The organism is Shewanella sp. ALD9, from assembly GCF_002836315.1.
GTDB lineage: Bacteria > Pseudomonadota > Gammaproteobacteria > Enterobacterales > Shewanellaceae > Shewanella.
The window spans coordinates 188,321-213,605 of record NZ_PJCD01000042.1; the positions used below are offsets into that span (position 1 = coordinate 188,321).

Annotated in this window: 19 protein-coding genes; 7 read left to right on the plus strand and 12 right to left on the minus strand. The window is 41.2% G+C overall.

Annotated features, from left to right (window positions below; translation table 11 throughout):
• Positions 1 to 102 precede the first annotated feature (102 nt).
• The 3 genes from CXF88_RS19110 (at position 103) to CXF88_RS19120 (ending at position 3,403) form a co-directional block, all read left to right on the plus strand.
• Positions 103 to 1,317, plus strand: coding sequence for a pyridoxal phosphate-dependent aminotransferase (locus tag CXF88_RS19110; RefSeq protein WP_101088378.1), 1,215 nt, complete (start codon positions 103 to 105; stop codon positions 1,315 to 1,317).
• Positions 1,318 to 1,429: 112 nt separating this feature from the next.
• Complete coding sequence (gene yfbR / locus CXF88_RS19115; protein WP_101088379.1) at positions 1,430 to 2,017, plus strand: 5'-deoxynucleotidase; 588 nt, start codon at positions 1,430 to 1,432, stop codon at positions 2,015 to 2,017.
• 9 nt (positions 2,018 to 2,026) lie between these two features.
• Positions 2,027 to 3,403: an anti-phage deoxyguanosine triphosphatase gene (locus CXF88_RS19120; RefSeq protein WP_101088380.1), complete on the plus strand. Its 1,377-nt coding sequence runs from the start codon at positions 2,027 to 2,029 to the stop codon at positions 3,401 to 3,403.
• Positions 3,404 to 3,534: 131 nt separating this feature from the next.
• Here the strand turns inward: CXF88_RS19120 and CXF88_RS19125 are convergent, their stop codons facing one another.
• From CXF88_RS19125 to CXF88_RS19145, 5 genes are all read right to left on the minus strand, one after another.
• Positions 3,535 to 4,455 carry a carbohydrate kinase gene (locus CXF88_RS19125; RefSeq protein ID WP_101088381.1) on the minus strand — a complete coding sequence of 307 codons (921 nt, stop codon included), beginning with the start codon at positions 4,453 to 4,455 and terminating at the stop codon, positions 3,535 to 3,537.
• A gap of 5 nt (positions 4,456 to 4,460) precedes the next feature.
• Complete coding sequence (locus CXF88_RS19130; RefSeq protein WP_101088382.1) at positions 4,461 to 5,981, minus strand: mannitol dehydrogenase family protein; 1,521 nt, start codon at positions 5,979 to 5,981, stop codon at positions 4,461 to 4,463.
• Between the two features lie 150 nt (positions 5,982 to 6,131).
• Complete coding sequence (locus CXF88_RS19135) at positions 6,132 to 7,847, minus strand: hypothetical protein (RefSeq protein WP_101088383.1); 1,716 nt, start codon at positions 7,845 to 7,847, stop codon at positions 6,132 to 6,134.
• A 200-nt stretch (positions 7,848 to 8,047) separates the two neighbouring features.
• On the minus strand, positions 8,048 to 9,010 hold the full coding sequence (locus CXF88_RS19140; RefSeq protein ID WP_101088384.1) for a sugar-binding transcriptional regulator: 963 nt from the start codon (positions 9,008 to 9,010) through the stop codon (positions 8,048 to 8,050).
• A 20-nt stretch (positions 9,011 to 9,030) separates the two neighbouring features.
• Positions 9,031 to 9,714, minus strand: a complete 684-nt coding sequence (locus CXF88_RS19145; protein WP_101088385.1) for an HAD family hydrolase — start codon at positions 9,712 to 9,714, stop codon at positions 9,031 to 9,033.
• Between the two features lie 726 nt (positions 9,715 to 10,440).
• Here CXF88_RS19145 and adhE point away from each other — a divergent pair.
• On the plus strand, positions 10,441 to 13,038 hold the full coding sequence (adhE, locus tag CXF88_RS19150) for a bifunctional acetaldehyde-CoA/alcohol dehydrogenase (RefSeq protein ID WP_101088386.1): 2,598 nt from the start codon (positions 10,441 to 10,443) through the stop codon (positions 13,036 to 13,038).
• Positions 13,039 to 13,199: 161 nt separating this feature from the next.
• Here the strand turns inward: adhE and CXF88_RS19155 are convergent, their stop codons facing one another.
• Positions 13,200 to 13,895 (minus strand): aspartate/glutamate racemase family protein, encoded by a 696-nt coding sequence (locus CXF88_RS19155; RefSeq protein WP_101088387.1) that lies wholly within the window; start codon positions 13,893 to 13,895, stop codon positions 13,200 to 13,202.
• A 62-nt stretch (positions 13,896 to 13,957) separates the two neighbouring features.
• Between CXF88_RS19155 and CXF88_RS22210 the strand changes: the two genes are divergently transcribed.
• Positions 13,958 to 14,092, plus strand: a complete 135-nt coding sequence (locus tag CXF88_RS22210) for a hypothetical protein (RefSeq protein ID WP_277949099.1) — start codon at positions 13,958 to 13,960, stop codon at positions 14,090 to 14,092.
• 73 nt (positions 14,093 to 14,165) lie between these two features.
• On the opposite strand, the gene CXF88_RS19160 is transcribed toward CXF88_RS22210, so the two are convergent.
• From CXF88_RS19160 to zwf, 5 genes are all read right to left on the minus strand, one after another.
• Positions 14,166 to 14,678 carry a DUF1993 domain-containing protein gene (locus CXF88_RS19160; RefSeq protein ID WP_101088388.1) on the minus strand — a complete coding sequence of 171 codons (513 nt, stop codon included), beginning with the start codon at positions 14,676 to 14,678 and terminating at the stop codon, positions 14,166 to 14,168.
• A 282-nt stretch (positions 14,679 to 14,960) separates the two neighbouring features.
• Complete coding sequence (locus CXF88_RS19165) at positions 14,961 to 15,605, minus strand: bifunctional 4-hydroxy-2-oxoglutarate aldolase/2-dehydro-3-deoxy-phosphogluconate aldolase (RefSeq protein ID WP_101088389.1); 645 nt, start codon at positions 15,603 to 15,605, stop codon at positions 14,961 to 14,963.
• Between the two features lie 21 nt (positions 15,606 to 15,626).
• Positions 15,627 to 17,453: a phosphogluconate dehydratase gene (gene edd, locus CXF88_RS19170; protein ID WP_101088390.1), complete on the minus strand. Its 1,827-nt coding sequence runs from the start codon at positions 17,451 to 17,453 to the stop codon at positions 15,627 to 15,629.
• Positions 17,454 to 17,464: 11 nt separating this feature from the next.
• Entirely contained in the window at positions 17,465 to 18,163 is a 699-nt protein-coding gene (pgl, locus tag CXF88_RS19175; RefSeq protein ID WP_101088391.1) for a 6-phosphogluconolactonase, read from the minus strand.
• A gap of 9 nt (positions 18,164 to 18,172) precedes the next feature.
• A complete protein-coding gene (gene zwf, locus CXF88_RS19180) occupies positions 18,173 to 19,642 on the minus strand; it encodes a glucose-6-phosphate dehydrogenase (protein WP_101088392.1) in 1,470 nt (489 codons plus the stop codon).
• Between the two features lie 337 nt (positions 19,643 to 19,979).
• Here zwf and CXF88_RS19185 point away from each other — a divergent pair, with 337 nt between their 5' ends.
• Both CXF88_RS19185 and pyk read left to right on the plus strand, forming a co-directional pair.
• Positions 19,980 to 20,834 carry a MurR/RpiR family transcriptional regulator gene (locus tag CXF88_RS19185; RefSeq protein ID WP_011637353.1) on the plus strand — a complete coding sequence of 285 codons (855 nt, stop codon included), beginning with the start codon at positions 19,980 to 19,982 and terminating at the stop codon, positions 20,832 to 20,834.
• Between the two features lie 425 nt (positions 20,835 to 21,259).
• Entirely contained in the window at positions 21,260 to 22,699 is a 1,440-nt protein-coding gene (pyk, locus tag CXF88_RS19190; RefSeq protein ID WP_101088393.1) for a pyruvate kinase, read from the plus strand.
• 298 nt (positions 22,700 to 22,997) lie between these two features.
• On the opposite strand, the gene CXF88_RS19195 is transcribed toward pyk, so the two are convergent.
• The gene (locus tag CXF88_RS19195) at positions 22,998 to 25,274 is read right to left on the minus strand and encodes an acyl-CoA dehydrogenase (RefSeq protein ID WP_101088394.1); all 2,277 of its coding nucleotides are present in this window, start codon (positions 25,272 to 25,274) and stop codon (positions 22,998 to 23,000) included.
• Positions 25,275 to 25,285 lie beyond the last annotated feature (11 nt).

The window sequence follows — 25,285 nt, forward strand, 5'->3', positions numbered from 1 at the left end:
CTAATATTATTATTCATTTTGCTTGTTTGCCTCTTTCACAATGCCAATAAATTCGTTATGGTTCGCTAACTTAAGCCGTATTTAGTTATCGAGAGTAGTAGTATGCGACCCATTATCAAATCCAATAAGCTTGATTCCGTTTGTTATGACATCCGCGGACCAGTACATAAAGAGGCCCGTCGGTTAGAAGACGAAGGTCATCGTATTTTAAAGCTTAATATCGGCAACCCTGCCCCCTTTGGATTTGAAGCCCCAGAAGAAATCGTTCGAGACGTTATTTTAAACTTACCCAGTGCCCAAGGTTACTGCGAGTCAAAAGGCTTATTCTCTGCGCGTAAAGCCATTGTGCAGCATTACCAAGCTCAAGGTATTTTTGGCGTCGATATTGAAGATATCTACATAGGCAATGGTGTCTCTGAATTGATCGTAATGGCCATGCAAGGGCTGCTTAACACCGATGATGAAGTACTGATCCCATCACCTGATTATCCATTATGGACTGCAGCGGCAAACCTCGCTGGTGGTAAAGCAGTACATTATCGCTGCGATGAAGAAGCCGATTGGTTTCCTGATTTAGATGACATAAAGAGTAAAATCAGCAGCCGCACACGTGCGATTGTGATGATCAACCCAAACAACCCTACCGGTGCGGTTTACAGTAAAGAATTGCTGCTAGAGGTTGTTGAGCTATGTCGTCAACACGATTTGATATTATTCGCCGATGAAATTTACGATAAAATTTTATACGACGAGGCCAAGCACATCCCTGCCGCTGGTTTATCTGATGACATTCTGACTATCACCTTTAATGGCTTATCTAAAGCCTATCGCGCCGCAGGTTTCCGTGTGGGTTGGATGATGTTATCGGGTAATTTAAAAGCGGCCAAAAGTTACATTGAAGGCCTAGAAATGCTGGCGTCTATGCGTCTGTGTGCCAATGTACCCAATCAACATGCTATTCAAACCGCATTAGGCGGTTATCAGTCAATTAATGAGCTGATATTACCTAACGGCCGCTTAACCATACAACGCGATGCGGTGTACGAATTGCTTAATCAAATTCCTGGGGTCAGCTGTAAAAAACCTAAAGGTGCCTTGTACGCATTCCCGAAATTAGACATGAAGAAGTTTAATTTACGTGATGATGAACGTTTGGTGCTTGATTTGTTAAAAACCAAAAAAATTCTGTTAGTACAAGGAACTGCCTTTAACTGGCCTGAGCCAGATCACCTTAGAGTGGTTTTTTTACCCTATAAAGAAGACTTGGCTAAAGCACTCACCGAGTTTGGTGATTTCTTGGAAGACTATCGCCAATAGCACCTTAACGAGATATCTGTTCAATAAAACACTAAGCGACTGAACAGTCGCTTTTTTTTATTGATAAGCTCCTGTAAGCTGAGACAAACTATTGAGCGCAGTAAGGAGTCTCATGAGTCATTTATTTGCCCATTTATCTCGGATGAAACTGATCCAACGTTGGCCGTTAATGCATAACGTGCGCCGCGAAAACGTTCAAGAGCATTCACTACAAGTGGCGATGGTCGCTCACGCTTTAGTGATTATCAGCAATAAAAAATTCGCTACCGACTTAGACGCCAATAAAGCGGCAACCATTGCCATCTATCATGATGCTAGCGAAATTTTAACTGGCGATTTACCCACACCAGTAAAATACTTTAATAAAGAAATCGAAGCCGAATATAAAAAGATTGAAGCCATAGCTGAACAGAGAATGTTAGAAATGGTACCAGATGAATTTAAAGACGATTACCGCAGCCTGTTTATCAGTGAAGCAGCGGATCCACAATACAAAGCCATTGTGAAAGCAGCTGATACTCTCTGCGCATATTTAAAGTGCTTAGAAGAACAAAAAGCCGGTAACAGTGAATTTAATAGTGCCCGTAAACGTTTAGAACAAATGTTAGACGACAACCCTAACCCTGCCGTAGCTTATTTCCGTGATTGTTTTATTCCAAGTTTTACATTGAATTTAGACGAAATTAATCAAATGTTGTAAAGGAATTTTATGCCTGATAACACCATCGAGTCCAGTAATACAGAACAGAACAGTCGTTGGCAGCAACGTTTACTCGGTGAAGATAAACAGCGCCGTAATGATCATCGCAGCCCATATCAACGAGACCGCGCACGTATTCTGCATTCAGCAGCATTTCGTCGGCTTCAAGCCAAAACGCAAGTGCTTGGCGTTGGCATGAATGACTTTTACCGTACTCGGCTAACACATTCATTAGAAGTGTCACAAATTGGTACTGGCATTACTGCTCAACTACGTCGAAAATATCCGGACCTTAGGTATTTACTCAATTCAATGAGCCTCATTGAATCGATTTGTTTGGCTCACGACATCGGTCATCCACCTTTTGGCCACGGCGGTGAAGTCGCATTAAATTACATGATGCGCCATCACGGTGGTTTTGAAGGCAACGGCCAAACCTTTCGAATTTTAACTCGTTTAGAACCCTATACCCCTTCATGGGGGATGAACCTTACTCGGCGTACTTTACTTGGAGTAATGAAATACCCAGCAACGTATTCGCAATTGTATATCAATCAAAATAGGCCAGACATAGCCAATCATCGCCAACTAAAACCCTCAGAATGGCCACCGGTAAAAGGATTATTTGATGATGATATACCCATTATTGATTGGGTATTAGCGGCATTATCAGCATCGGATAGGCAGTTGTTTATTAGCAGTGAACAAAGCCATACACATGTAGATTATCCCCATTTAAAAACGCGCTATAAGTCATTTGATTGCTCGATTATGGAATTGGCAGATGACATTGCTTATGCGGTACACGATCTCGAGGATGCTATTGTAATGGGAATTGTCAACCAACATCAGTGGCAGCGCGATGTGGTTGGGCAGTTAACTGAAATCAAAGATCAATGGCTGATATCGGAAATCGCTAACATTGGTGACAAGCTATTCTCTCATGAACATCATTTACGCAAAGATGCTATCGGTACCTTAGTCAACGGTTTCGTCACCGCGATTGGCATTAGTACCAACCCACAATTTGACGAAGACTTATTAAAATATAATGCCGAATTAGAGCCAGACTTTGCAGCAGCATTACATGTACTGAAACAATTAGTTTTCAAGTATGTTATTCGTAAACCTGAAATCCAGATGCTGGAATATAAGGGCCAACAGGTTGTGATGGAATTGTTTGAAGCGTTTGCCTCGGATCCTGAACGTCTGTTACCACTTAATACTCGAGACCGATGGTTAGCAGAGCGTAATGACAATAATAATCCAATGCGGGTGATTGCTGATTATATTTCTGGGATGACCGATGAATTTGCCGGTCGCTTACATCAGCAATTATTTGGTTCAAAAACCGCAGGCATTATGGAGTTAAGTCGCGAGCAATAACATTTATTGCCTCTGTTGATTTTCGATAAAAAAAGCGCTTGGTTATAACAACCAAGCGCTAACGGGTTATATAAAGGGGAAATAACCCAAATTTCACACTTCACACTTCACTAACAAAAACACCAATCAATTTATACCGGGTGCATAAACGCTTGTATTTCATTTAACGTGAGCATTGGCGTAGCGCCATGAGACTGAGCAACCATAGCACCCACAGCGCAAGCAAAATCAATCGCATACTGCGGATTACTATCACTGCATAATTGGTACAGTAACGAGCCTAAAAATGAATCTCCGGCGCCGACGGTATCAACTACATTGACTAAATAACCTGAATTATAATACTTCTGCCCTGCAACACTCAGTAATGCTCCATGACTGCCTTTGGTAACACACAGATAATTGGTTTGGGTTTGCTCAGCAATATAATCCAAGTTTTGTTCTAATGAATTAAATGGCGAGCCCATGGCTTTAGCAATTTCATACAGTTCATCATCATTTAATTTGATAAAATCTGCTTTTTTCATCAAACTAACCACACTATCAATCTGGTAATGCGGTGCACGTAAGTTAACGTCAAATACCGAAAACGAAGCCAATTCAACTACGGCGGTTAAGGTATTGAGAGACACATCATTGCGACCAATTAAACTGCCAAAAACCAACACGTCAGCACGATTAACTTGCTCAATTATATCTTCCGTTAATGCGATATTATCCCACGCAGTATCGGCGACAATGTCATAAGACGCTGACCCATTGTTGTCTAAAGTGACTTGTACTGTGCTGGTGCTTTTAACGGGGTCTATGGCGATACAGTCACGATTAACACCGCGATCGTCAATAAAACTCAGTAACTCGCGACCTAATAAATCATCGCCAACGGCACTGATCATCGAACCTTTAATGCCCAAGGCATTAAGTCTGACGCACACATTTAAAGGTGCCCCGCCAACCCGCTTGCCATCAGGGAAACAATCCCACAATACTTCGCCAAAACAACTGATGTTAATGTCGGCCTTAGCTTTATGATTAATTAATATGCTATTCATACGGCTTAACCTTTCGCTTGTAATCTTGCTTGCATAATCGATTTAATGTCACTGCCCGGTGCATATAAAGCCGTAATCGCTTGACGATAATCTTTACAAAAGCTTGCTTGATTATTTAGATCACCAAATAAGTCGGTTAGCTGTAAAAACGCTAACGGATCTTGTGCTGTTCTGCTAGCAAACTCATGTAACTGTGCTGACATTTGGTCGTTAATGTCTAACGCTTGCCCTTGCTGATCAACACGTTTATCACTGTATAAACACCAGGTAGCAATGACCAATGTGGCCAGTGAAGTATCACGGCCTAATTCGATATTTTCATTAATAGACGCAATGATAAATTTTGGTAACTTGGCTGAGCTTTCGAGACAAATTCGCGCCAAGCTGTCTTTAATGTTCGGATTGGAAAAACGTTCAATTAGGGTATCTTTGTATTGAGTTAAATCAATGCCTTCAAGTTGCTCAATTAACGGCGTGACTTCATCGTCCATAAATTTACGCAAATATGTTGCAAATAAAGGATCAGATACCGATTCATCAATCGTCGCAAAACCATGTATAGAACCTAATAAACCTAATACTGAATGGCCTGCGTTTAATAAACGGATCTTCATTTTTTCAAACGGAGTCACGTCACTGACAAATTGTGCACCAACGGTATCTAACGCCGGACGGCCATCACTAAAGTTGTCTTCTATGACCCATTGAGTGAAGGCTTCGCACGTGATTGGCCATTCATCGTTAATGTGTAATGTGTTAGCCACATATTCGATGTCTGCTTTGGTTGTCACTGGGGTAATACGGTCAACCATTGCGTTTGGAAACGCTACATTCGTTTCAACCCATTGGCCTAAATCAGCGTCATTTTTATTCACAAACGCCAATAGCATTTTACGAGTCATGTCACCGTTATGCTGAATGTTGTCACAAGACTGAATGGTAAAAGGCTTCATGCCCTTGGCTTTACGCTGTTTAAGTGCTGCAGTTAAATAACCAAACGCGGTGATTGGGTCATTAGGATTCGCCATATCATGGATTATGTCTGGATTGTTGAAATCAAACTCACCGGTTGCAGGATTAAAGTTATAACCGCCTTCTGTGATGGTCAATGACACAATTTTAGTGTCTGAGTGAATCAGTTTATCAATGACCTGTTGTTTGTTTTCTGGTGCAAATAAAAAGTCAATCATCGAGCCCATCACTTGATGATCAATCTGACCATTCGGGTGACGTACCGTTAAACTGTACAGATAGTCTTGTTTCACCAACACATCACGTAGACTGCGGTTAGCTTCTAACAAACCGACACCACAAATTGCCCAAGACTCAGAACCAGGTTGCTTCAATAACTCATTGATATACATTGCTTGATGAGCACGATGAAAGCCACCGACACCAATATGCACAATCCCAGCGGTTAACTGGCTACGATCGTATTTCGGCACATCAACATTAGCAGGTAATGTTGACAAACTTTGTAGGTTTAACGTGTTCAGTTGAACATTTGAATCTTGAGAATGATCCATGTGGATTGTGCCTCATAAAATAATTAAACAATATGGATGGTTGTGTTATCTAATGAAATAACACGGCTAACTCAAGGCTAATGTTTTATTAACATCATTAGGCTTAAGCTATTAAGATCAGCCATTAGCCCTGAGTTATTAATAGTGCGGTTACGAGTTTATTTTTTTATGTCGTTTAAGAGCAACATATGAACAACTAAAATAAATTATCGTACAGACAAAACAAACTGTTTCAAATAAAGATTTATTCTCTGCATAGATTGTCATTGTTGGGCTATAAAACATCACTTTCGCAGCCAGAATGCTAATAACCACTAAAGAAACAACCGCAAAGCTATTTAATACCTTGGTGAACTGACTGCAGTCTTCAACATGAGGCTTATCATCTTTAGCCATTTCATCTTGGTATTCGGCAATTTGTTGCTGTTCTTTCTCATCTAATAATATAGCGTCTGTATAATCTAAATCGGCACCATATTTTTTAGCTAATACAGTATAAATAATAATGGTGAATATCCATGTTGGAATAAATAAGTAATAGAATGAAATAATATCAAGACTATTTAAACCAAACCCAAATACTAACGCTAATGCCCAAGATGCAATTGCCGGTGTACTTTTAGACAGGTTTTGATACTTAGCCCAATAGCGGGTTAAGCCAATTTTAGGGAACAACACGTGCTCAGCAAATACAATCCCCCCCACTGGTACAACTAATAGACCTGCATACGTCAGTAACGGTAACATCTGCGAAAACACAAATGGGAAACACGCTATCACGACAGTGACTAAACCCACAATGGCGGTAGTACGTTCACGAGATTGGTTTACAAAGATTGACTGCGCGGCAAGGCCTGCACGGTATAAATTCGCGTTAGCCGTTGTCCAACCAGCGATAATGATAATCACAAAGCCTGAAAAACCTAAAGCATGGTAAGCAACATCACCTGGATCGAGTTGAGTAATAGTTGTTTTTAATAGTACAGCAGTACCTGCCCCCATAATACCAGCAGAGATCCATGCTAAGTAGTGGCCGAAGAACATGCCAACACCTGAAATCAAACCATAACTTTTACGCTTTGCGAAGCGGAAAATAGCCATGTCTATCAAACCGAAGTGAGTAATTGAGTTAGCTGCCCACGCAAAGCCTATCACTTCAAGTAAACCAATACCGGGTTCACCTTTGTCATTTAATCCTGTCCAAATTGAGCTGTCACCTATGGTCATGAAGTCTTGCCAGCCCGTTAATGTGGTACTGCCAATAACATGATTTGATAACACTGGAAATAAGGTAAATGAACCCGCAATAAAAATAACAAATAACCACGGCGCACAAATTTTAGAAAAGTCAGCCACGGTAGAGAAACCATACATGGCGACGACAACGACGATAGATCCTACCGCTAACACAATCATCACAAACCATAGACTGCTAGGGTACCAATTTAATTGTGCCGGAATGTCGAATAAGAAACGAACGGCTGTCGACGATACTGTGATCATCGCTGCGGATATCACCGAGAAGATAACGACATTTGCCCAGTTATAGAGCTTGGTCATTGAGTCGCCGGCAATCTTATTTAAATAATTATATAAACTGAGTCGAGTTTCAACAGCAATAGGTGCCGTTAATAACCACCACGAACACATCGCTAATAGATTACCAATTAATAGTCCAAGTAATATATCAATAGTTGAGGCACCTAGAGCAACAAAAGTGGCACCAATAACAAACTCCGTCGCGGCAACATGCTCCCCAGCATATAAACCTGCAAAGTGTTTCCAACCATGTAATTTATTTTTAGCTACAGGCAGCTGCTCTTCATTCATTTGTTTGAATGAAGCCTCATGTTGACTTGTTGTCATTATTTTTATATTCCTATTTAGGGAATAAGTAAAACCCTCACCAAAAATCGATGATAAAGTGATACTACATCTCCTTTACTGACTACTTATTATTTCTATTGAGTTGAAATAATAACCCCATTCATATTCACATTATTTTTATAAATTATTCACGCGTTATTGATCTAATTTCAATGTTAAACATCATTTTATTTAATCATTTACTTTAGCTTTGCTAATATTCTTTCAGCTGTATATTCATTGGTTATCAATGAATTAATTAACCGACCTTGCAATGCTGAAAATATTGCATCAACTTTATGTTGACCAGCAGCAATGCCATAAACAGGTTTATTTGAATCAATTCTCAACGGTGAGCTCATCACCAATTGATTCATTGAATGCTCGAGTAACTGCCCTTGCTGGTTATACACCCAACTGATAATTTCACCAGTGGCATTGTCATTAATTAGCTCGGTTAACTGTGACTGATTAATGAAACCATCGAGCAATAATGGTGACTCTGCGCCCATATGCCCAATACCAACAAAAGTGGCATCTGCTTGTTTAACTAATTCAAAAATACTTTTTACCGGCGCTAAGTCATGCAATAACTGCTTTTCCGCTACTGAAGTCGCAATAACGGGTAATGGCATAGGGTAATGCTTAGCCTGCACTCGATTAGCCATGCTGACTACGATATCAAATGCTGATGCAGAACCGTCTAACATCATGTTGCCTAATAACGATACTATTTTATGCTGTGGACATTGCATAGAAGGTAACTCATCGATACAAGCTTTGAGTGCTCGTCCGGTACCAAAGGCTAAAGTTTTAGGTTGTTCAGACTTTAAGTACCGCTCTAACACGCCTGCACCACATTGCGCTAAACCGTGCACGGAACTGTCATCAGCAGGATCGCTGGGTACAATTTCGCATTCCAATAAATTAAAAGCTTGGGTTAACTGTTGGCCCAACTCCATACATTTACCAATGGGGTGATCTAAACGGACTTTAATTAACCCTTCACTAACCGCTAATGCGACTAAACGTTGTGCTGACTGTCTTGATACTTCTAATTTTTGGGCAATTTCATCTTGAGTATTCTTCGCGACGTAATATAACCACGCAGCTCTTGCCGCTTGCTCTAATCGCGCGAGTTCTGAATTCGACTTGTTATCCATGTTGTCCCTTATATTCAGTATCAACGCATTAACGCTGGCATTAGACGATTAAAATGTTGCCAATGACTTAGTACAGCAATCTCTGGGTAAGCCTGTGACACTGGGTGTAACTCATCGCTAACGTTATCGACTATATGACCACCGCCAATATAATGAATCACTTTCATTTTGGCCGCGACAGCTGCACTAACGCCAAAAAAGCTATCTTCAATCACCAAACAATGCTGTGGCTCGACCCCCATGCGTTTAGCCGCATACAAAAACAAATCAGGTGCCGGCTTACCTCGTTTGACTTCGCTGGCCGTAAAAACATTCAAACCAAACACATCCGTTAACCCTACTACTTCTAATGCGCTAGTTGTACGCGGTAAACTGCTGCTGGTTGCTATGCAATACGGTACTTTCAAATCTGCCAATATCGATCTAATACCGTCTGTTACGGTTAAATTACGCTCAAACTCAGACAATAGTTGCTGACGATATTCTGCTTCAAATTGTTCAGGTAATGTCAGTGCCAGCAAACGCTTTACTTTGTCGGCGACGGTAGCAAATTGACAACCTAGAAAATGCTGTTGTACAAAAGCCATATCAATGCAGGCGCCTAATTGAGCAAGTTTTTCGATTAACACATTAGCGCTAATCACCTCACTGTCGATCACAACCCCATCGCAGTCGAATATTATTAATTGTGTATTTATGTTCATATGCTCGCCTTACCAGATCAAGTCAGATAACTAACCATATTTTACAGCGTGCTGAACCTGAAACCACAATAATAAATCCAACATCACATTCTGTAGAGTTCTACAAAACTCAAATAACGTGGATAAGTGACCACATTACACTAACTAGAGTAAACATTCGCACCACGAGTGAGCATATGCCCTAGCAGTGAGCATATTCCCTTTTATAAATATTGATGTCAATCACAATTCTCTAATTAAATAAGCAAAACAAGCTTTAGCGATTGCTTATACATGCAACCCAATTATAAAATATTATTTAAATTCAATAGAATATTTTCAACATAGTTGATTCAATTTATTATTTCATCAATGTAAAAGTTCAAAAAACAGACTATTTCTATTGTAAAACAATTGTAAATTATCGCTTTTTTAGTTGAAAATCGTACTAAAGGTAAGCGACAAGATAAAGAATGAATACGCAATATATGCATTACTTTGGTGCTAAAAACAGGTCTTAGTTATGAATTAATGCCAATTTGGGTGATGTTTACATGCCTAGACAAACGGAAGTTAAATATTCAACAAAATATAGCGTTCATAAAACAAGCTATTACTGTAATAAAATTACATTCCGTTATGCATTTGTGGTCATCATCACAGCAAATAGCGCATTAAAGTTGTAATTTTATTTACAAAGAATATTTTGCAAAACTGATTTGTTGAATATTTTTAAAGGAAACCACTATGACAGTTACCAATACACAAGAGCTTGATTTATTAGTTGAGCGCGTTGCCAAAGCTCAAGCCGAGTTTGCAAACTTTAGCCAAGAAAAAGTCGATACTATCTTTAGAGCGGCTGCTTTAGCTGCAGCAGATGCACGCATATCTCTGGCAAAAATGGCCGTAACCGAAACCGGCATGGGTGTATTAGAAGATAAAGTGATTAAAAACCACTTCGCATCTGAATACATTTATAACAAATACAAAGATGAAAAAACCTGCGGTATTTTATCTGAGGACTTAACCTTCGGTACCATTACTATTGCAGAGCCGGTCGGAATTATTTGCGGTATTGTCCCCACAACTAACCCTACTTCTACTGCTATTTTTAAAGCGCTTATTAGCTTAAAAACCCGTAATGGCATTATTTTCTCACCACACCCAAGAGCTAAAAACTCAACGACTACAGCGGCTAAAATTGTATTAGATGCCGCAGTTGCAGCAGGTGCACCTAAAGATATTATTGGCTGGATTGACCAACCAAGCGTGGCATTGTCTAATCAGTTAATGACTCATGCAAAAGTTAACCTCATTTTAGCCACCGGTGGACCAGGCATGGTTAAAGCAGCGTATTCATCAGGTAAACCAGCCATTGGTGTTGGCGCAGGTAATACACCTATTGTTATCGATGAAACAGCAGACATCAAACGCGCGGTAAGCTCTATATTAATGTCAAAGACCTTTGACAATGGTGTGGTATGTGCTTCTGAACAAGCGGTGATTGTAGTCGACAGCATTTATAAGCAAGTTAAAGAGCGTTTTATCAGTCACGGTGGTCATATTCTGTCTAAAGCGGAAACTGCGGCAATGCAAAGTGTCATCCTTAAAAACGGTGGCCTTAATGCCGATATCGTTGGCCAGAGTGCTGTTGCGATAGCCGCAATGGCAGGTTTTGAAGTGCCTAGTACCACCAAAGTGCTTATTGGTGAAGTGACTGATATTGATGATGCTGAAGCCTTTGCTCACGAGAAATTATCTCCGTTATTAGGGATGTATAAAGCAAAAGACTTTAATGAGGCAATGGACAAAGCGGAAGCCTTAGTTACCTTGGGCGGTATTGGTCATACATCTGGTTTATATACCAATCAAGACACCCAGGATGAGCGCGTTAAAGCCTTTGGTTTTAGAATGAAAACAGCCCGTATTTTGATTAACACTCCTGCTTCTCAAGGTGGTATTGGTGACTTATATAACTTCAAGTTAGCCCCATCATTAACACTAGGTTGTGGTTCATGGGGCGGTAATTCAATTTCTGAGAACGTCGGACCAAGTCACTTAATCAATAAAAAAATGGTCGCTAAGAGGGCTGAAAACATGTTGTGGCATAAGCTTCCATCATCTATTTATTTCCGTCGCGGTAGCTTACCAATAGCACTTGAAGAGTTAAGTGATAAAAAACGCGCGCTGATCATTACTGACAAGTTTTTATTTAATAACGGTTACTGTAATGAAACCTTAAAAATTCTGAAAGCACAGGGGCTTGAAACCGAAATTTTTTATGAAGTAGAAGCTGACCCAACCTTAGCCATTGTGCGCCAAGGCGCTAAAGTTGCGCAAAGCTTCCAACCTGATGTGATTATTGCATTAGGCGGTGGTTCGCCAATGGATGCTGCTAAAATCATTTGGGTTATGTACGAACATCCTGAAGTTGATTTTGCCGATCTAGCGCTGCGTTTCATGGACATTCGTAAACGTATTTATAAATTTCCTAAGATGGGCGTTAAAGCTCAAATGGTTGCCATTCCGACAACCTCAGGTACTGGATCAGAAGTGACTCCTTTTGCCGTGGTAACCGATGAAGTAACCGGAAAGAAATACCCTATTGCGGACTATCAATTAACCCCAAATATGGCGATTGTCGATCCTAACTTAGTCATGGACATGCCAAAATCACTGACCGCTTTTGGTGGTATTGATGCTGTCACACATGCGTTAGAAGCTTATGTGAGTGTGATGGCGAACGAATACAGTGATGGCCAAGCACTGCAGGCATTAGACCTATTGTTTAAGTACCTTCCGGACTCTTATGAATTTGGTGCTAAAGCACCCGTTGCTCGTGAAAAAGTCCATAATGGTGCCACCATAGCCGGTATTGCTTTTGCCAATGCATTCTTAGGCGTTTGTCACTCAATGGCGCACAAATTAGGTGCTGAGTTTCACTTAGCTCATGGTTTGGCTAATGCATTATTAATCTCTAACGTGATCCGCTTTAACGCGACAGATATGCCAACCAAGCAAGCAGCATTTAGTCAATACGACCGCCCTAAAGCGTTGTGTCGTTATGCGGCCATTGCAGATTATTTAAAGCTAGGCGGTAAAACCGATGCTCAAAAAGTTGAAAAACTGATTGAGAAAATCGAACAGCTAAAAACAACTATTGGTATTCCTGCATCAATTCAAGATGCTGGCGTTAATGAAGCAGATTTTATCGCCAAACTGGATGAACTGGCTGAAGATGCATTTGATGATCAGTGTACCGGCGCCAATCCACGTTACCCGTTGATTAAAGAGCTAAAACAAGTGTTATTAGACAGCTTCTATGGCCGAGCTTATAAAGACTAGTCGATTCGATAATAAGCAGTAAGCTTTTAACATTACGCCTTACCATATTGTAAGGCGTTTTTTATGTCTTAAACATGCATCCGAAAACGAGTCTGTTTCAAATCAACACGGCTAGCGGAGCAAAGTGTCGTTTACAATCTGTTGATTATCTCGAAAACTGTCTACTGAGATAATGCCAGCATAACGGCCTTATTGGCATGTATTTGAGTCGTATCATACAAAGGAACATGGGTATGTTGCTGCTGCACTAGCAAGGCTATTTCAGTACAACCTAAAATTACCGCCTCAGCTCCTTGTGCATATAATTTATCAATAATACCAAGATAGCATTGCCGTGAGTGCGGATTAATCGTGCCCAGACATAACTCTTGATATATCACGTCATGGATTAATGTTTGCTCGTCTGATGAAGGTACTAGTACTTCAATGGGATAGTTAACGCTTATCCGCTGCTTATAAAAGTCCTGTTCCATGGTAAAGCGCGTGCCGAGTAGGCCGACTTTACTGATCCCATCGGCTAACAACACCTCAGCAGTGGCATCAGCAATATGCAAAATGGGTATAGAGATTTGTGCTTGGATCTCATCAGCCACTTTGTGCATGGTATTGGTACAAATCAACAAAAAATCTGCCCCGCCAGCTTCAACCGCTTTCGCTGCAGTCGATAAGTGAATAGCAGTGTCATTCCACAACCCCTTATGTTGTAGGGTTTCTATTTCAGCAAAATCAACACTGTATAAACAAATCTTGGCTGAATGCAGTCCGCCTAGGGCAGACTTCACGCCTTGATTAATGGCTTTGTAGTAATTGAGTGTCGACTCCCAACTCATACCACCTATCATACCGATTGTTTTCATACTCACTCCGGTCACTGAATGCTGTAGGTCTATAAAGACATTATTATCATGATAGAAACATAATGTGGGATAACAAGCTTAATGGCGGATCGATATTGTCTATTTCAGGCTTAGGTCGATTAACCGCTTTGTGGCTCCAAGGTGTCATGACTGACGATAAATACCTGACTGTGGTAGATTCATTTTTAGGTAGATAACAAAAAACCAGCTAATGCTGGTTTTATTCTAGCCATATAAAATGGTGCTATCAATGGATAAGTGTTTTGTTGGTTACGACTTAAATGGCATTGCACCTAAGTAGTCTTTTTTGCCCACTTCAACACCATTATGACGCAAAATTGCATAGGTAGTTGTCACATGGAAATAAATATTAGGAATGGCATGTTCAAAAGCGAAATCACGCCCAGTAAGATATTTATCTTCCCAACGACGATGAGTAATTTTACGCGTTTCTGCACCAGCAAAGTCTTCGGCTGTAAACGTGGCCAAATAATCGACAACAGAAGCGATACGAGCTTGTAACTCCGCTAATGTCGTCTCATTATCTTCATGTTTTGGCGCACTATCTTCTTGGCCAGTTAAACGCGCGACGGCTAATTTGGCTGTATCGCACGCAATTTGCACTTGGCGAGTTAAGTTAAATTGATCAGGCGCTAAACGTGAATTAAGTAACACCGACATTTCAATTTTTTTAGCTTCTGCAAAGCCTTCACCTTTGACAAGGATTGCACTTAGGTTATTAAGCATTTTACTAAATTGTACAACCGTTAAATCATAAAGCATGGAGAATACCTCTTAATATGAATGAACTTGCTTTGTTATCGACTTAAACCATCAATAAATTTGTGTTAAATCATTCATCATCATTTTATGGAATCGCGATGAATGGTGCTGCTATGAAAAGTTTATCTCACATATCATAGTGATTAGTGATTAGTGATTAGTGAGTATTTTAGTAAGCTGCATCAATGTGCTAAACATTATACGGTTTCTAATAAAACACCAGTAAATACATATAAAAAAACCAGCAGATGCTGGTTTTTGAATCATCACACAATAAAGAGATTACAGTGCAGCAAGTGCTTCTTTACACAGTTGGGTAATGCGATCCCACTCTTCGTTGTCTACTGCATCAGTCGGTGCTATCCAGCTACCGCCAATACAATCAACATTTGATAGTGCTAAGTAATCTTTATAAGTCGCAGGGCTAATACCGCCTGTTGGACAGAAACGAATATCAGACAATGGGCCAGAGAATGATTTCAGTGCATTGACGCCACCAGAAGCTTCTGCTGGGAAAAACTTGAAGTGAGTGTAACCCAACTCCATACCCACCATGATCTCAGAAATACTAGCCACACCGGGGATCAATGGCACAGTACCTTTCTTGGCGGCTTTTAGTAAATCAACCGTTGCACCAGGAGTGATAATAAACTGTGAACCAGCAGCAACCGCTTGGTTTAGCTGAGCTTCATTTAAAATAGTCCCTGCGCCTACCAATGCTTCAGGCACTTCTTTAGCAATTTTAGCAATCGCTTCTAACGCACAAGGAGTACGTAAAGTAACTTCTAAAACACTAATTCCGCCAGCCACTAAGGCTTTTGCTAAAGGCACAGCATGTTCAATTTTATTAATGACCATGACCGGAACTACCGGGCTGCGTTTAAACACGTCATGTGGTTGAAGCAACCAGTTATTAGGCTCAATCATATTACCGACTTCCTTTTATTTTTAATATAATTCATCAATAGCGTTAGTACTGCGAGCACCTGTTTCAGGGCTGCTTAAACTACGTCGAAGCGCGCCAAACAATTCACGGCCCATGCCATAACTTGAATGATGCAAATCCACTTTACCTGCAGTTCGACTTGCAAGTGTTTTCTCGTCTACAAACAGGGTTAATTCACCCGTTGTCGCATCAACACGAATGATATCGCCGTTTTCAACTTTGGCAATCAGACCACCATCAAGTGCTTCTGGGGTTAAATGAATTGCAGCAGGAACCTTACCAGAGGCTCCAGACATACGGCCATCGGTGACCAACGCCACTTTGAAACCTTTGTCTTGTAAGGTGCCTAAATAAGGTGTGAGCTTATGAAGCTCAGGCATACCATTAGCTTTAGGGCCTTGACCTCGAACAACCACAACACAATCTCTGTCAAGCTCGCCTGCCTGAAATAGTGCGTCGAGTTTGTTTTGATCATCAATCACAATCGCAGGACCTTCAATCACACGATTATTATCAGGTACTGCAGACACTTTAATCACCGCACGACCTAAATTACCTTTCAATAATTTCAAGCCGCCATTGCTTTGGAACGGTGTAGCAAGGTGGGTTAATACTTCTTTGTCTAAGCTTTCTGTCACGCCATCAACCCACTTAAGTTCGCCATCAAGCAAACGAGGTTCTTGGGTATAACGACGCAAGCCGTAACCAGCAACGGTATTGACATCTTCATGCAATAAACCGCCATCAAGTAACTCTTTGATCAACAATGCCATGCCGCCAGCAGCGTGGAAGTGATTAATATCGGCATGACCATTTGGATAAACACGGGCTAATAATGGTACTGCATCAGATAAATCAGAAAAATCATCCCAATTAACGATAATGCCTGCGGCGCGAGCTGCTGCGACAATGTGCATGGTTAAGTTAGTTGAACCACCTGTCGCAAGAATACCCACAATGCCGTTCACTACTGACTTTTCAGATACCACTTCACCAATTGGTGTGTACTGAGTGCCCATTGACGTTAAACGACAAACTTGTTTAGCAGCCATTTTGCTCAATTCATCACGTAATGGATCGTCAGGATTAACAAACGATGAACCAGGTAATTGTAAGCCCATAATTTCAAGCATTAACTGGTTAGAGTTAGCCGTACCATAGAAAGTACAAGTGCCAGCGCTATGATATGACTTAGCTTCAGCTTCAAGCAGTACAGCACGATCAACTTGCCCTTGAGCAAATTGTTGACGAATACGCGCTTTTTCTTTGTTTGGAATACCCGACTTCATTGGCCCAGCAGGCACAAATAGCATCGGCAAATGACCAAAACTTAACGCGCCAATTAATAAACCCGGGACGATTTTGTCGCAAATACCCAGCAGTAACGCGCCATCAAACATGTTGTGCGATAAACCTATCGCAGTAGACATCGCAATGACTTCACGACTCAGTAGACTTAACTCCATGCCCGGCTGACCTTGGGTCACGCCGTCACACATAGCAGGAACACCGGCAGCAACCTGCGCCACACTGCCTACGTCCACACATGCTTGCTTAAGCATATTTGGATAGGTTTCGTAGGGTTGATGCGCTGACAACATGTCGTTAAATGCGGTTACGATACCAATATTGGCTTTCGTCAGTTGACGTAAAGAGTCTTTGTCCGCTGGCTGACAGGCCGCGAATCCATGAGCCAAATTGCCACAACTTAGGGCGCTACGATGAACACCTTTGGCTTTGGCATCGTTTAAGGCCGTTAAATACGTTGAACGAGACTGTTTACTGCGTGCGATAATTCTATCGGTGACGGCTTGTACTACTGAGTGCATGGTAAAACTCCTTACGCGCTATAGAACACATCAACGGGCGTTTTACGCTGCGCTAATACGGCTCTAATGGGCATTTGGGTAACATCATCATTCTCAAGAGCCTGATGATAAACAGTTAATTTTGGTTCTCCGACAAGATGCAAATAAATCTGACGACTATTTAAAATGGCATCTTTAGACAAAGTGATACGTGCATGTGGAGCCGTAGTCGGATTGACCGCAACACACAAAGCTTTAGTGGTTAATGCATTATCAAGTTCTGCGCTGCAAGGGAACCACGAACAAGTATGCCCATCAGTACCCATCCCCAATATCACCACATCAAAAGGACGCGGGAAATTAGCCAATGATTCACTGGTCATATCGCAACCGGCTTCAGGGGTTGCGAACATATTTTTTAAACCACGAAACTTTCCACTGGCAGCGCGGTTTTGCAATAAATGCTCGCGAACCAATCTTTCATTTGAATCTTTTTCATCAGAGCCAACCCAACGTTCATCAGCCAAAGTGATATAAACATCACTCCAGTCGACGAGCTTATGGCTTAATAGCCCAAATAATTTCAACGGTGTTGAACCACCCGATACCACTAAGCTGGCTTTGCCACGAGTGTCGACAGCATCTTGTAATTGCTTCGCAATTTTGTCGGCTAATTTAGCTTCTAAATCAGCTGGAGTGTCGAACGATTTAAATACAGTATCTTTAATCATGTAAGCTCCCTACTCGTCCCAAGAACGACCATCTTTGGTTATCAATGCAACCGATGCCACAGGTCCCCATGTTCCACAAGGATAAGGCTTAGGCCTTTCGCCACTTTGTTCCCAAGACTGAATGATGCCATCGACCCATTTCCACGCTTGCTCAACTTCATCACGACGCACAAACAGCGCTTGATTACCAAGCATCGCTTCTAATAACAAACGTTCATATGCATCTGCAATACGTTCGTTTTTAAAAGTGTCACTGAAACTTAAATCAAGCTTGGTCGTTTGTAGACGTTGCTTTTGCTCAAGACCAGGAACTTTATTCATCATCTGAATTTCAACCCCTTCATGAGGTTGTAAGCGGATGGTCAATTTGTTTGGTGGCAGATTACGCAAGCTTGCTCGGTACAAGTTATGCGGTGGGTTTTTAAAATACACCACAATTTCACTGCTCTTGAACGGCATACGCTTGCCACTACGTAAATAGAATGGCACACCAGCCCAACGCCAATTATCAATATCAACACGAAGTGCCACAAAGGTTTCGGTGTTTGATTGTGTATTGGCATCTTCTTCTTCGAGATAACCAGGAACAGGCGAGCCTTTTAAGAAACCCGCACTGTATTGACCACGAACGGTATTTTCATACACATTGTCTTGGTTAATTGGACGCAGTGACTTGAGTACTTTTACTTTTTCATCACGAATACTGTCAGCGTCTAAATTGACTGGAGGATCCATCGCAACCAAAGTTAACACTTGTAGTAAATGGTTTTGGATCATGTCACGCATTTGGCCTGCGCCATCAAAGTAGCCCCAGCGCCCTTCAATACCCACTTCTTCAGCTACAGTAATCTGGACATGATCAATCGTGCGATTATCCCACTTAGAGGCAAACAATGAGTTAGCAAAACGTAAAGCAATCAAGTTTTGTACTGTTTCTTTACCTAAGTAATGGTCTATGCGGTAAACCTGGTTCTCATTAAAGAACTCGGCAACTTGGTCATTAATCACATGCGATGATTCTAAATCGGTACCAATTGGCTTTTCCAGCACAACACGGGTATCAGATTGAATAAGGTCTTGTGCATGTAAACAACGGCAGATGGCACCGAAAATCGAAGGAGGTGTCGCGAAGTAGTTCACCATGACGCGTTTACTTGGTTCAAGTAAATCGTGGAAGGCACTGTAGCCTTCAGGATCTGTAAAATTAGTACCGATATAATGACAACGACTGAGGAAGCGCGCTAACGTTGTTGGGCAAAGTTCGTCTTTAACAAATGTATTTAGTGCTTTAGTAACGAGGGCGATAAACTCTTCTTGAGTGAATGCGTCTTTTGCTACACCGATTACCTTGGTTTCTTTATCAAGTAATTCTGCTTTATCTAGCTGATATAGAGAAGGTAATAATTTACGCCTAGCTAAATCGCCTTTTGTACCGAAAAGTACGAAGTCGCAAGCCTTGGCTCCAATTGATTTGCCCATTGCTGAAAGCTCTCCTAATAATATGTGTGTGTCATGTTCGAATTCGGTCGATGAATAAAAGCACACTTTTGTTGTAATATAACAACAGAATTTAAATATTGCATCTTTAATTTGCATTTATTCTATTGTTGTTAATCTAGTCATGTGTATCTATTATCTGCTATGATTTTCTACCAATTACAAGGCTTGAGAACCATTCAACCGTGATCTATGTCTTGAAAAATAACTACAGATTACTGTCAAAGGTAAATAAATAACTTAAATCACGTAATTCCTGTAAGTTATGATATAAAATTACATTACCTACTTTTAGCTACTTTTTAGCGGATGCTTGCTTATGAATACCCTTGAAAAGGTTCAAAAAAGCCTTACCCAATTTAGTAAATCGGAACGTAAAGTTGCCGAAGTCATATTAGCCTCACCGCAAACAGCTATACATTCAAGTATTGCCACATTAGCCAAAATGGCTGATGTTAGTGAACCAACTGTTAACCGATTTTGTCGTCGATTAGACACAAAAGGGTTCCCTGATTTTAAGTTACATTTGGCTCAAAGTCTTGCTAACGGTACACCTTATGTTAGTCGACATGTTGAAGAAGATGATACGCCTGAGTCGTACACAACAAAAATCTTCGAATCTTCAATGGCATCGCTCGATACTGCCCGTCAAAGTTTAGATACATCAGCGATAAATAAAGCAGTAGATATTCTCACTCAAGCCAAGACTATTTCGTTTTTTGGCCTTGGTGCATCAGCGTCTGTAGCCCACGATGCCCAAAACAAGTTCTTTCGTTTTAATGTACCAGTAATATGCTTCGATGACGTGTTAATGCAGCGAATGAGCTGTATTAACTGTAATGAAGGCGACGTAGTCGTATTGATTTCGCATACTGGCCGGACTAAATCACTGATTGAAATAGCTCGTATTGCACGTGAAAACGGCGCTGCTGTGATTGGTATTACCGCCCGTAATTCACCATTGTCTTATGAGTGTACATTGCCTGTAACGATGGAAGTGCCCGAAGACACCGACATGTATTTACCGATGGCATCGCGCTTAGCGCAATTGGTTACTATAGATGTGTTGGCAACAGGCTTTACCTTACGCCGCGGCCCTCGTTTCCGTGATAATTTAAAACGTGTAAAAGAAGTGTTGAAAGAATCTCGCGTGAACAAGGATTTAACCATCTAAATTGATGGACGGTTAAATAAACATATCTTATGGATTATTTAACTGCGTAAATTGTTTGTTTTAGGCTGCATAAAGATAGAGTCTATACTCTATAAAGTGATAATTTTGCATGAAGCTTTCAAGATAACTGGTAAATAATTACACAATTCAGTTATGTTTGATCGCGTAAAATATCATCGACAGCAATCAAATATTGTTCTTAAGGCCAAACGGTTTAGTCTGTTTGGCCTTTTTTATTATAAAAATCGCTAATCTGTCACATAAATTACATATTAAAAACGATCATTTTGTTGGTAACTTTACTACATTTTCCCAGAATGTCTGTTAATATAGTTGCATCATTTAAGTGCTAAGATTGTTTAAGTACTTTAAATAACCAAATTCAATTTAACAAAAAATCTTTCTTATCATTAACGGAGTATCTTATGTTCCGCAGAACTAAAATCGTTACGACACTTGGACCAGCAACTGACCGCGATGACAATTTGCGTAAAATTATCGCCGCAGGAGCTAACGTTGTTAGACTTAACTTCTCACATGGTTCACCAGAAGATCATTTAAAACGTGCTACAGATACACGTAGAATCGCTAAAGAATTGGGCAAGCATGTCGCTATTTTAGGTGACTTACAAGGTCCTAAAATACGTATTTCTACCTTCAAAGATAACCAAAAAATCAAACTTAACTTAGGTGATAGCTTTATTCTTGATGCTGACTTAGCAAAAGGCGAAGGCGATGATAAACAAGTTGGTATTGATTACAAGCAATTGCCTAATGATGTAGTCATTGGCGATATACTAATGCTTGATGATGGTCGAGTGCAGTTAAGAGTTGACCGTGTTGAAGGCCACAAAGTCTTCACAACGGTTACTGTAGCTGGCCCGTTATCTAATAACAAAGGCATCAATAAGAAAGGTGGCGGCTTAACCGCTCCGGCCCTAACTGAAAAAGACATGGCAGATATTAAAACTGCAGCCTTAATTGATGTTGATTTTTTAGCTGTATCATTCCCACGTACTGGTGCTGATCTTGATCTAGCACGTGCGTTAGCACTTGAAGCCGGCAGTAAAGCGCTAATTGTCGCTAAAGTTGAACGTGCTGAAGCCGTTGAAAGCGATGAAGCAATGGATGATGTTATCCGCGCATCAGATGTAGTCATGGTTGCTCGTGGTGATTTGGGTGTCGAAATTGGTGATGCTGCACTTGTTGCCGTACAAAAACGCCTAATTGAACGCTCGCGTCAACTCAACAAAGCTGTGATCACTGCGACCCAAATGATGGAGTCGATGATTACCAGCCCAATGCCAACACGTGCAGAAGTAATGGACGTGGCTAACGCAGTGTTAGACGGTACTGATGCGGTAATGCTTTCAGCAGAAACTGCCGCTGGTGACTTCCCTGAAGAAACCGTTATGGCAATGGCTAACGTTTGTTTAGGCGCTGAATTACACCCAAGTGTCAATGTGTCTAAGCACCGCATGGATCAACGCTTCTCTTCTGTTGAAGAAACGATTGCCCTTTCAACCATGTATGCGGCTAACCATTTACCTGGCGTTAAAGCGATTATTTCGTTAACAGAATCTGGCGCGACAGCTAAATTAATGTCACGTATTAGCTCTGGTTTACCTATTTTTGCATTATCTCGTCATCAAAAGACATTAGCCAGCATGGCAATGTACCGTGGTGTACAACCAATTGAGTTTGACTCAACTGCGTACCCTGCCGATGAGCTAGCTAAAGAAGCATTAAATTGCATGGTGAACAGAGGTTATTTAGTCAGTGGTGATATGGTACTGATGACTAAAGGTGACGCGATGGAAACCATCGGTGGCACTAACACTTGCAAAGTGTTGATCGTTGCTTAATCAAGCCGAGCATAATGAGTAACATTCACTAACGTACATGCAGTGATATACACTCGTTAATAATAAAGCCAATCTTCGGATTGGCTTTTTTATCCGTTATTTTTGAGCTCTTGCGACATAGCGCAATAAAGTGACGTTAAACGTTGCAACCGCTTATTCGCTTGTTCGCTTATTCGCTTGTTCGCTTGTTCGCTTGTTCGCTTAACAGCTTCCCCCCAGAACGTGATGGATAAAAAAAACCCCGACAAAGTCAGGGCCAATTTGTTTCAAAGATCTATATCAAATTAATCAACTGAGATTATAGTTTCTCAAAGTCATTCACGTTGATAGCAGCTAAACGTAATACGTCCGCCTCAACAAGCTGTTTATGCTCAGCTTCAGTGATAATGTCTTTCTCTAACGCCACGTCAAATAACTCAAGCATAGGAAGCTTAGATTTTATATGGCCACTACGTTGTGCCTTCTTAAGTTTCTTATACAAATCTTTCGCTGCATATTTAGCTAAGAACGCATTTTCAACTTCAGCAATACCACTAGTGTCACCTTCAAACTCTCCACAAAGGAAAGTAATGCGATCACGAGCAGGTCCAGGCTTAAGCATACCTTTGACTAAATCAACTGCATATTTATCACTTGGTGCATTGAAGTGGTTACCTAATGGGAAAATCAACACTCGTAGTAATACCGCAGTAATTTTACTCGGGAAATTACGAATCGCGTCATTAAGCGCTTTAGCCGCTAAATGTAAACGCTCAGTCATAACATAATGTACTGCCGGTAAATCATCTTGCTGACGACCATTGTCTTCAAACAGTTTTAACGTTGCAGATGCAAGATATAACTGACTTAGCACATCCCCCATACGCGCAGAAAGCATTTCTTTACGCTTAAGGTCCCCGCCCATAATTAACATCGATAAATCAGTCATAATGGCCAGTGACGAAGAGATACGCGTCATGTCACGATAATACTGCTGCGTTGGGCCACTCACTGGTGCACTGGCAAAACGGCTGCCTGTTAATGCACTACCAAATGAACGTAATGCATTACCCATCGCATAACCAATGTGACCTAGCAACAAAGAATCAAAACGATCTAATGCAGAAGTTTCATCTTCCATTGCTGCGGCTTCCATTTCAGCCAAAACATATGGATGACAACGGGTTGCACCTTGACCAAAAATCATCAATGAACGAGTAAGAATGTTTGCACCTTCTACCGTAATTGAAATAGGTGTTGCCATATAAGCATGACCTAAATAGTTTTTAGGCCCTAATTGAATACCTTTACCTGATTGAATGTCCATCGCATCTTCTAACACATCACGGCCTAGCTCTGTCATGTGGTATTTTGCAATTGCAGTCACCACTGAAGGTTTAACTTTTAAGTCGATACCTTGTGTGGTTAAACGTCGTGCAGCTTCCAGCTGGTAAGTATTGGCGATGATACGCGCCATCGCTTCTTGTACGCCTTCAAAAAGACCAATAGGCATACCAAACTGCTGACGAACGTAACTGTAGGCTGTGGTCGTTTTGGTACAGACATGGCCCGATGCGGTTGCCAGAGCAGGTAATGAGATACCACGTCCTGCAGATAAGCATTCAACCAGCATACGCCAGCCTTTACCGGCAAACTGTGGTCCACCAATAATCCAATCTAATGGAATAAATACATCTTCACCACTTGTTGTACCGTTCATAAACGCCATCATTAATGGGTTATGTCGACGACCAATCTCAACACCTTTATGGTCAGTTGGGATCAACGCACACGTAATGCCTATGTTTTTAACGTCACCGAGTAAACCGTCCGGATCGCGCATTTGGAACGCTAAACCGAGCACGGTAGCAACTGGTGCTAAGGTAATATAGCGTTTGTTCCACGTTAGGCTTAAACCTAATGTCTCTTCGCCTTCAAATTCGCGCAGGCAAACAACACCGATATCGGGTATCGCACCAGCATCACTGCCCGCTTCTGGGCCCGTGAGCGCGAAACAGGGAATGTCTTTACCAACAGCAAGTGAAGGTAACCAACGCTCCTTTTGCTCTTGAGTACCATAATGGGTCAACAACTCTCCAGGGCCTAAAGAGTTAGGTACCATTACGGTCACGGCAGCACTGACACTACGCGTGGCTATCTTGGCTACAATCGTTGAGTTTGCATAAGCAGAAAACTCGCGTCCACCGTACTTTTTAGGAATGATTAACGCAAAGAAACCTTGTTCTTTAAAGTATTGCCATAACTCTGGCGGAAGATCTTTGCGATTGTGGACGATATCAAAATCGTCGATCATGGTTAATGCGGTTTGAACTTGATTATCAATAAAGTCTTGTTCTTCAGCGCTTAACGTTGGTTTACCGTAGCTGTGTAAGGTATTCCAGTTTGGCTTTCCGCGGAATAACTCACCTTCCCACCAAACATCACCCGCTTCCATTGCTTCTTTCTCGGTACTCGACAAAGGAGGCAATACTTTTTTGAAAAACGAAAATACTGGACGCGTAATAAATTGCATCCTGATATTACGCACGCCAAAGAGGACAATGATCGCTATAACTAGCAATATGACGATACTCATTTTATACCTTC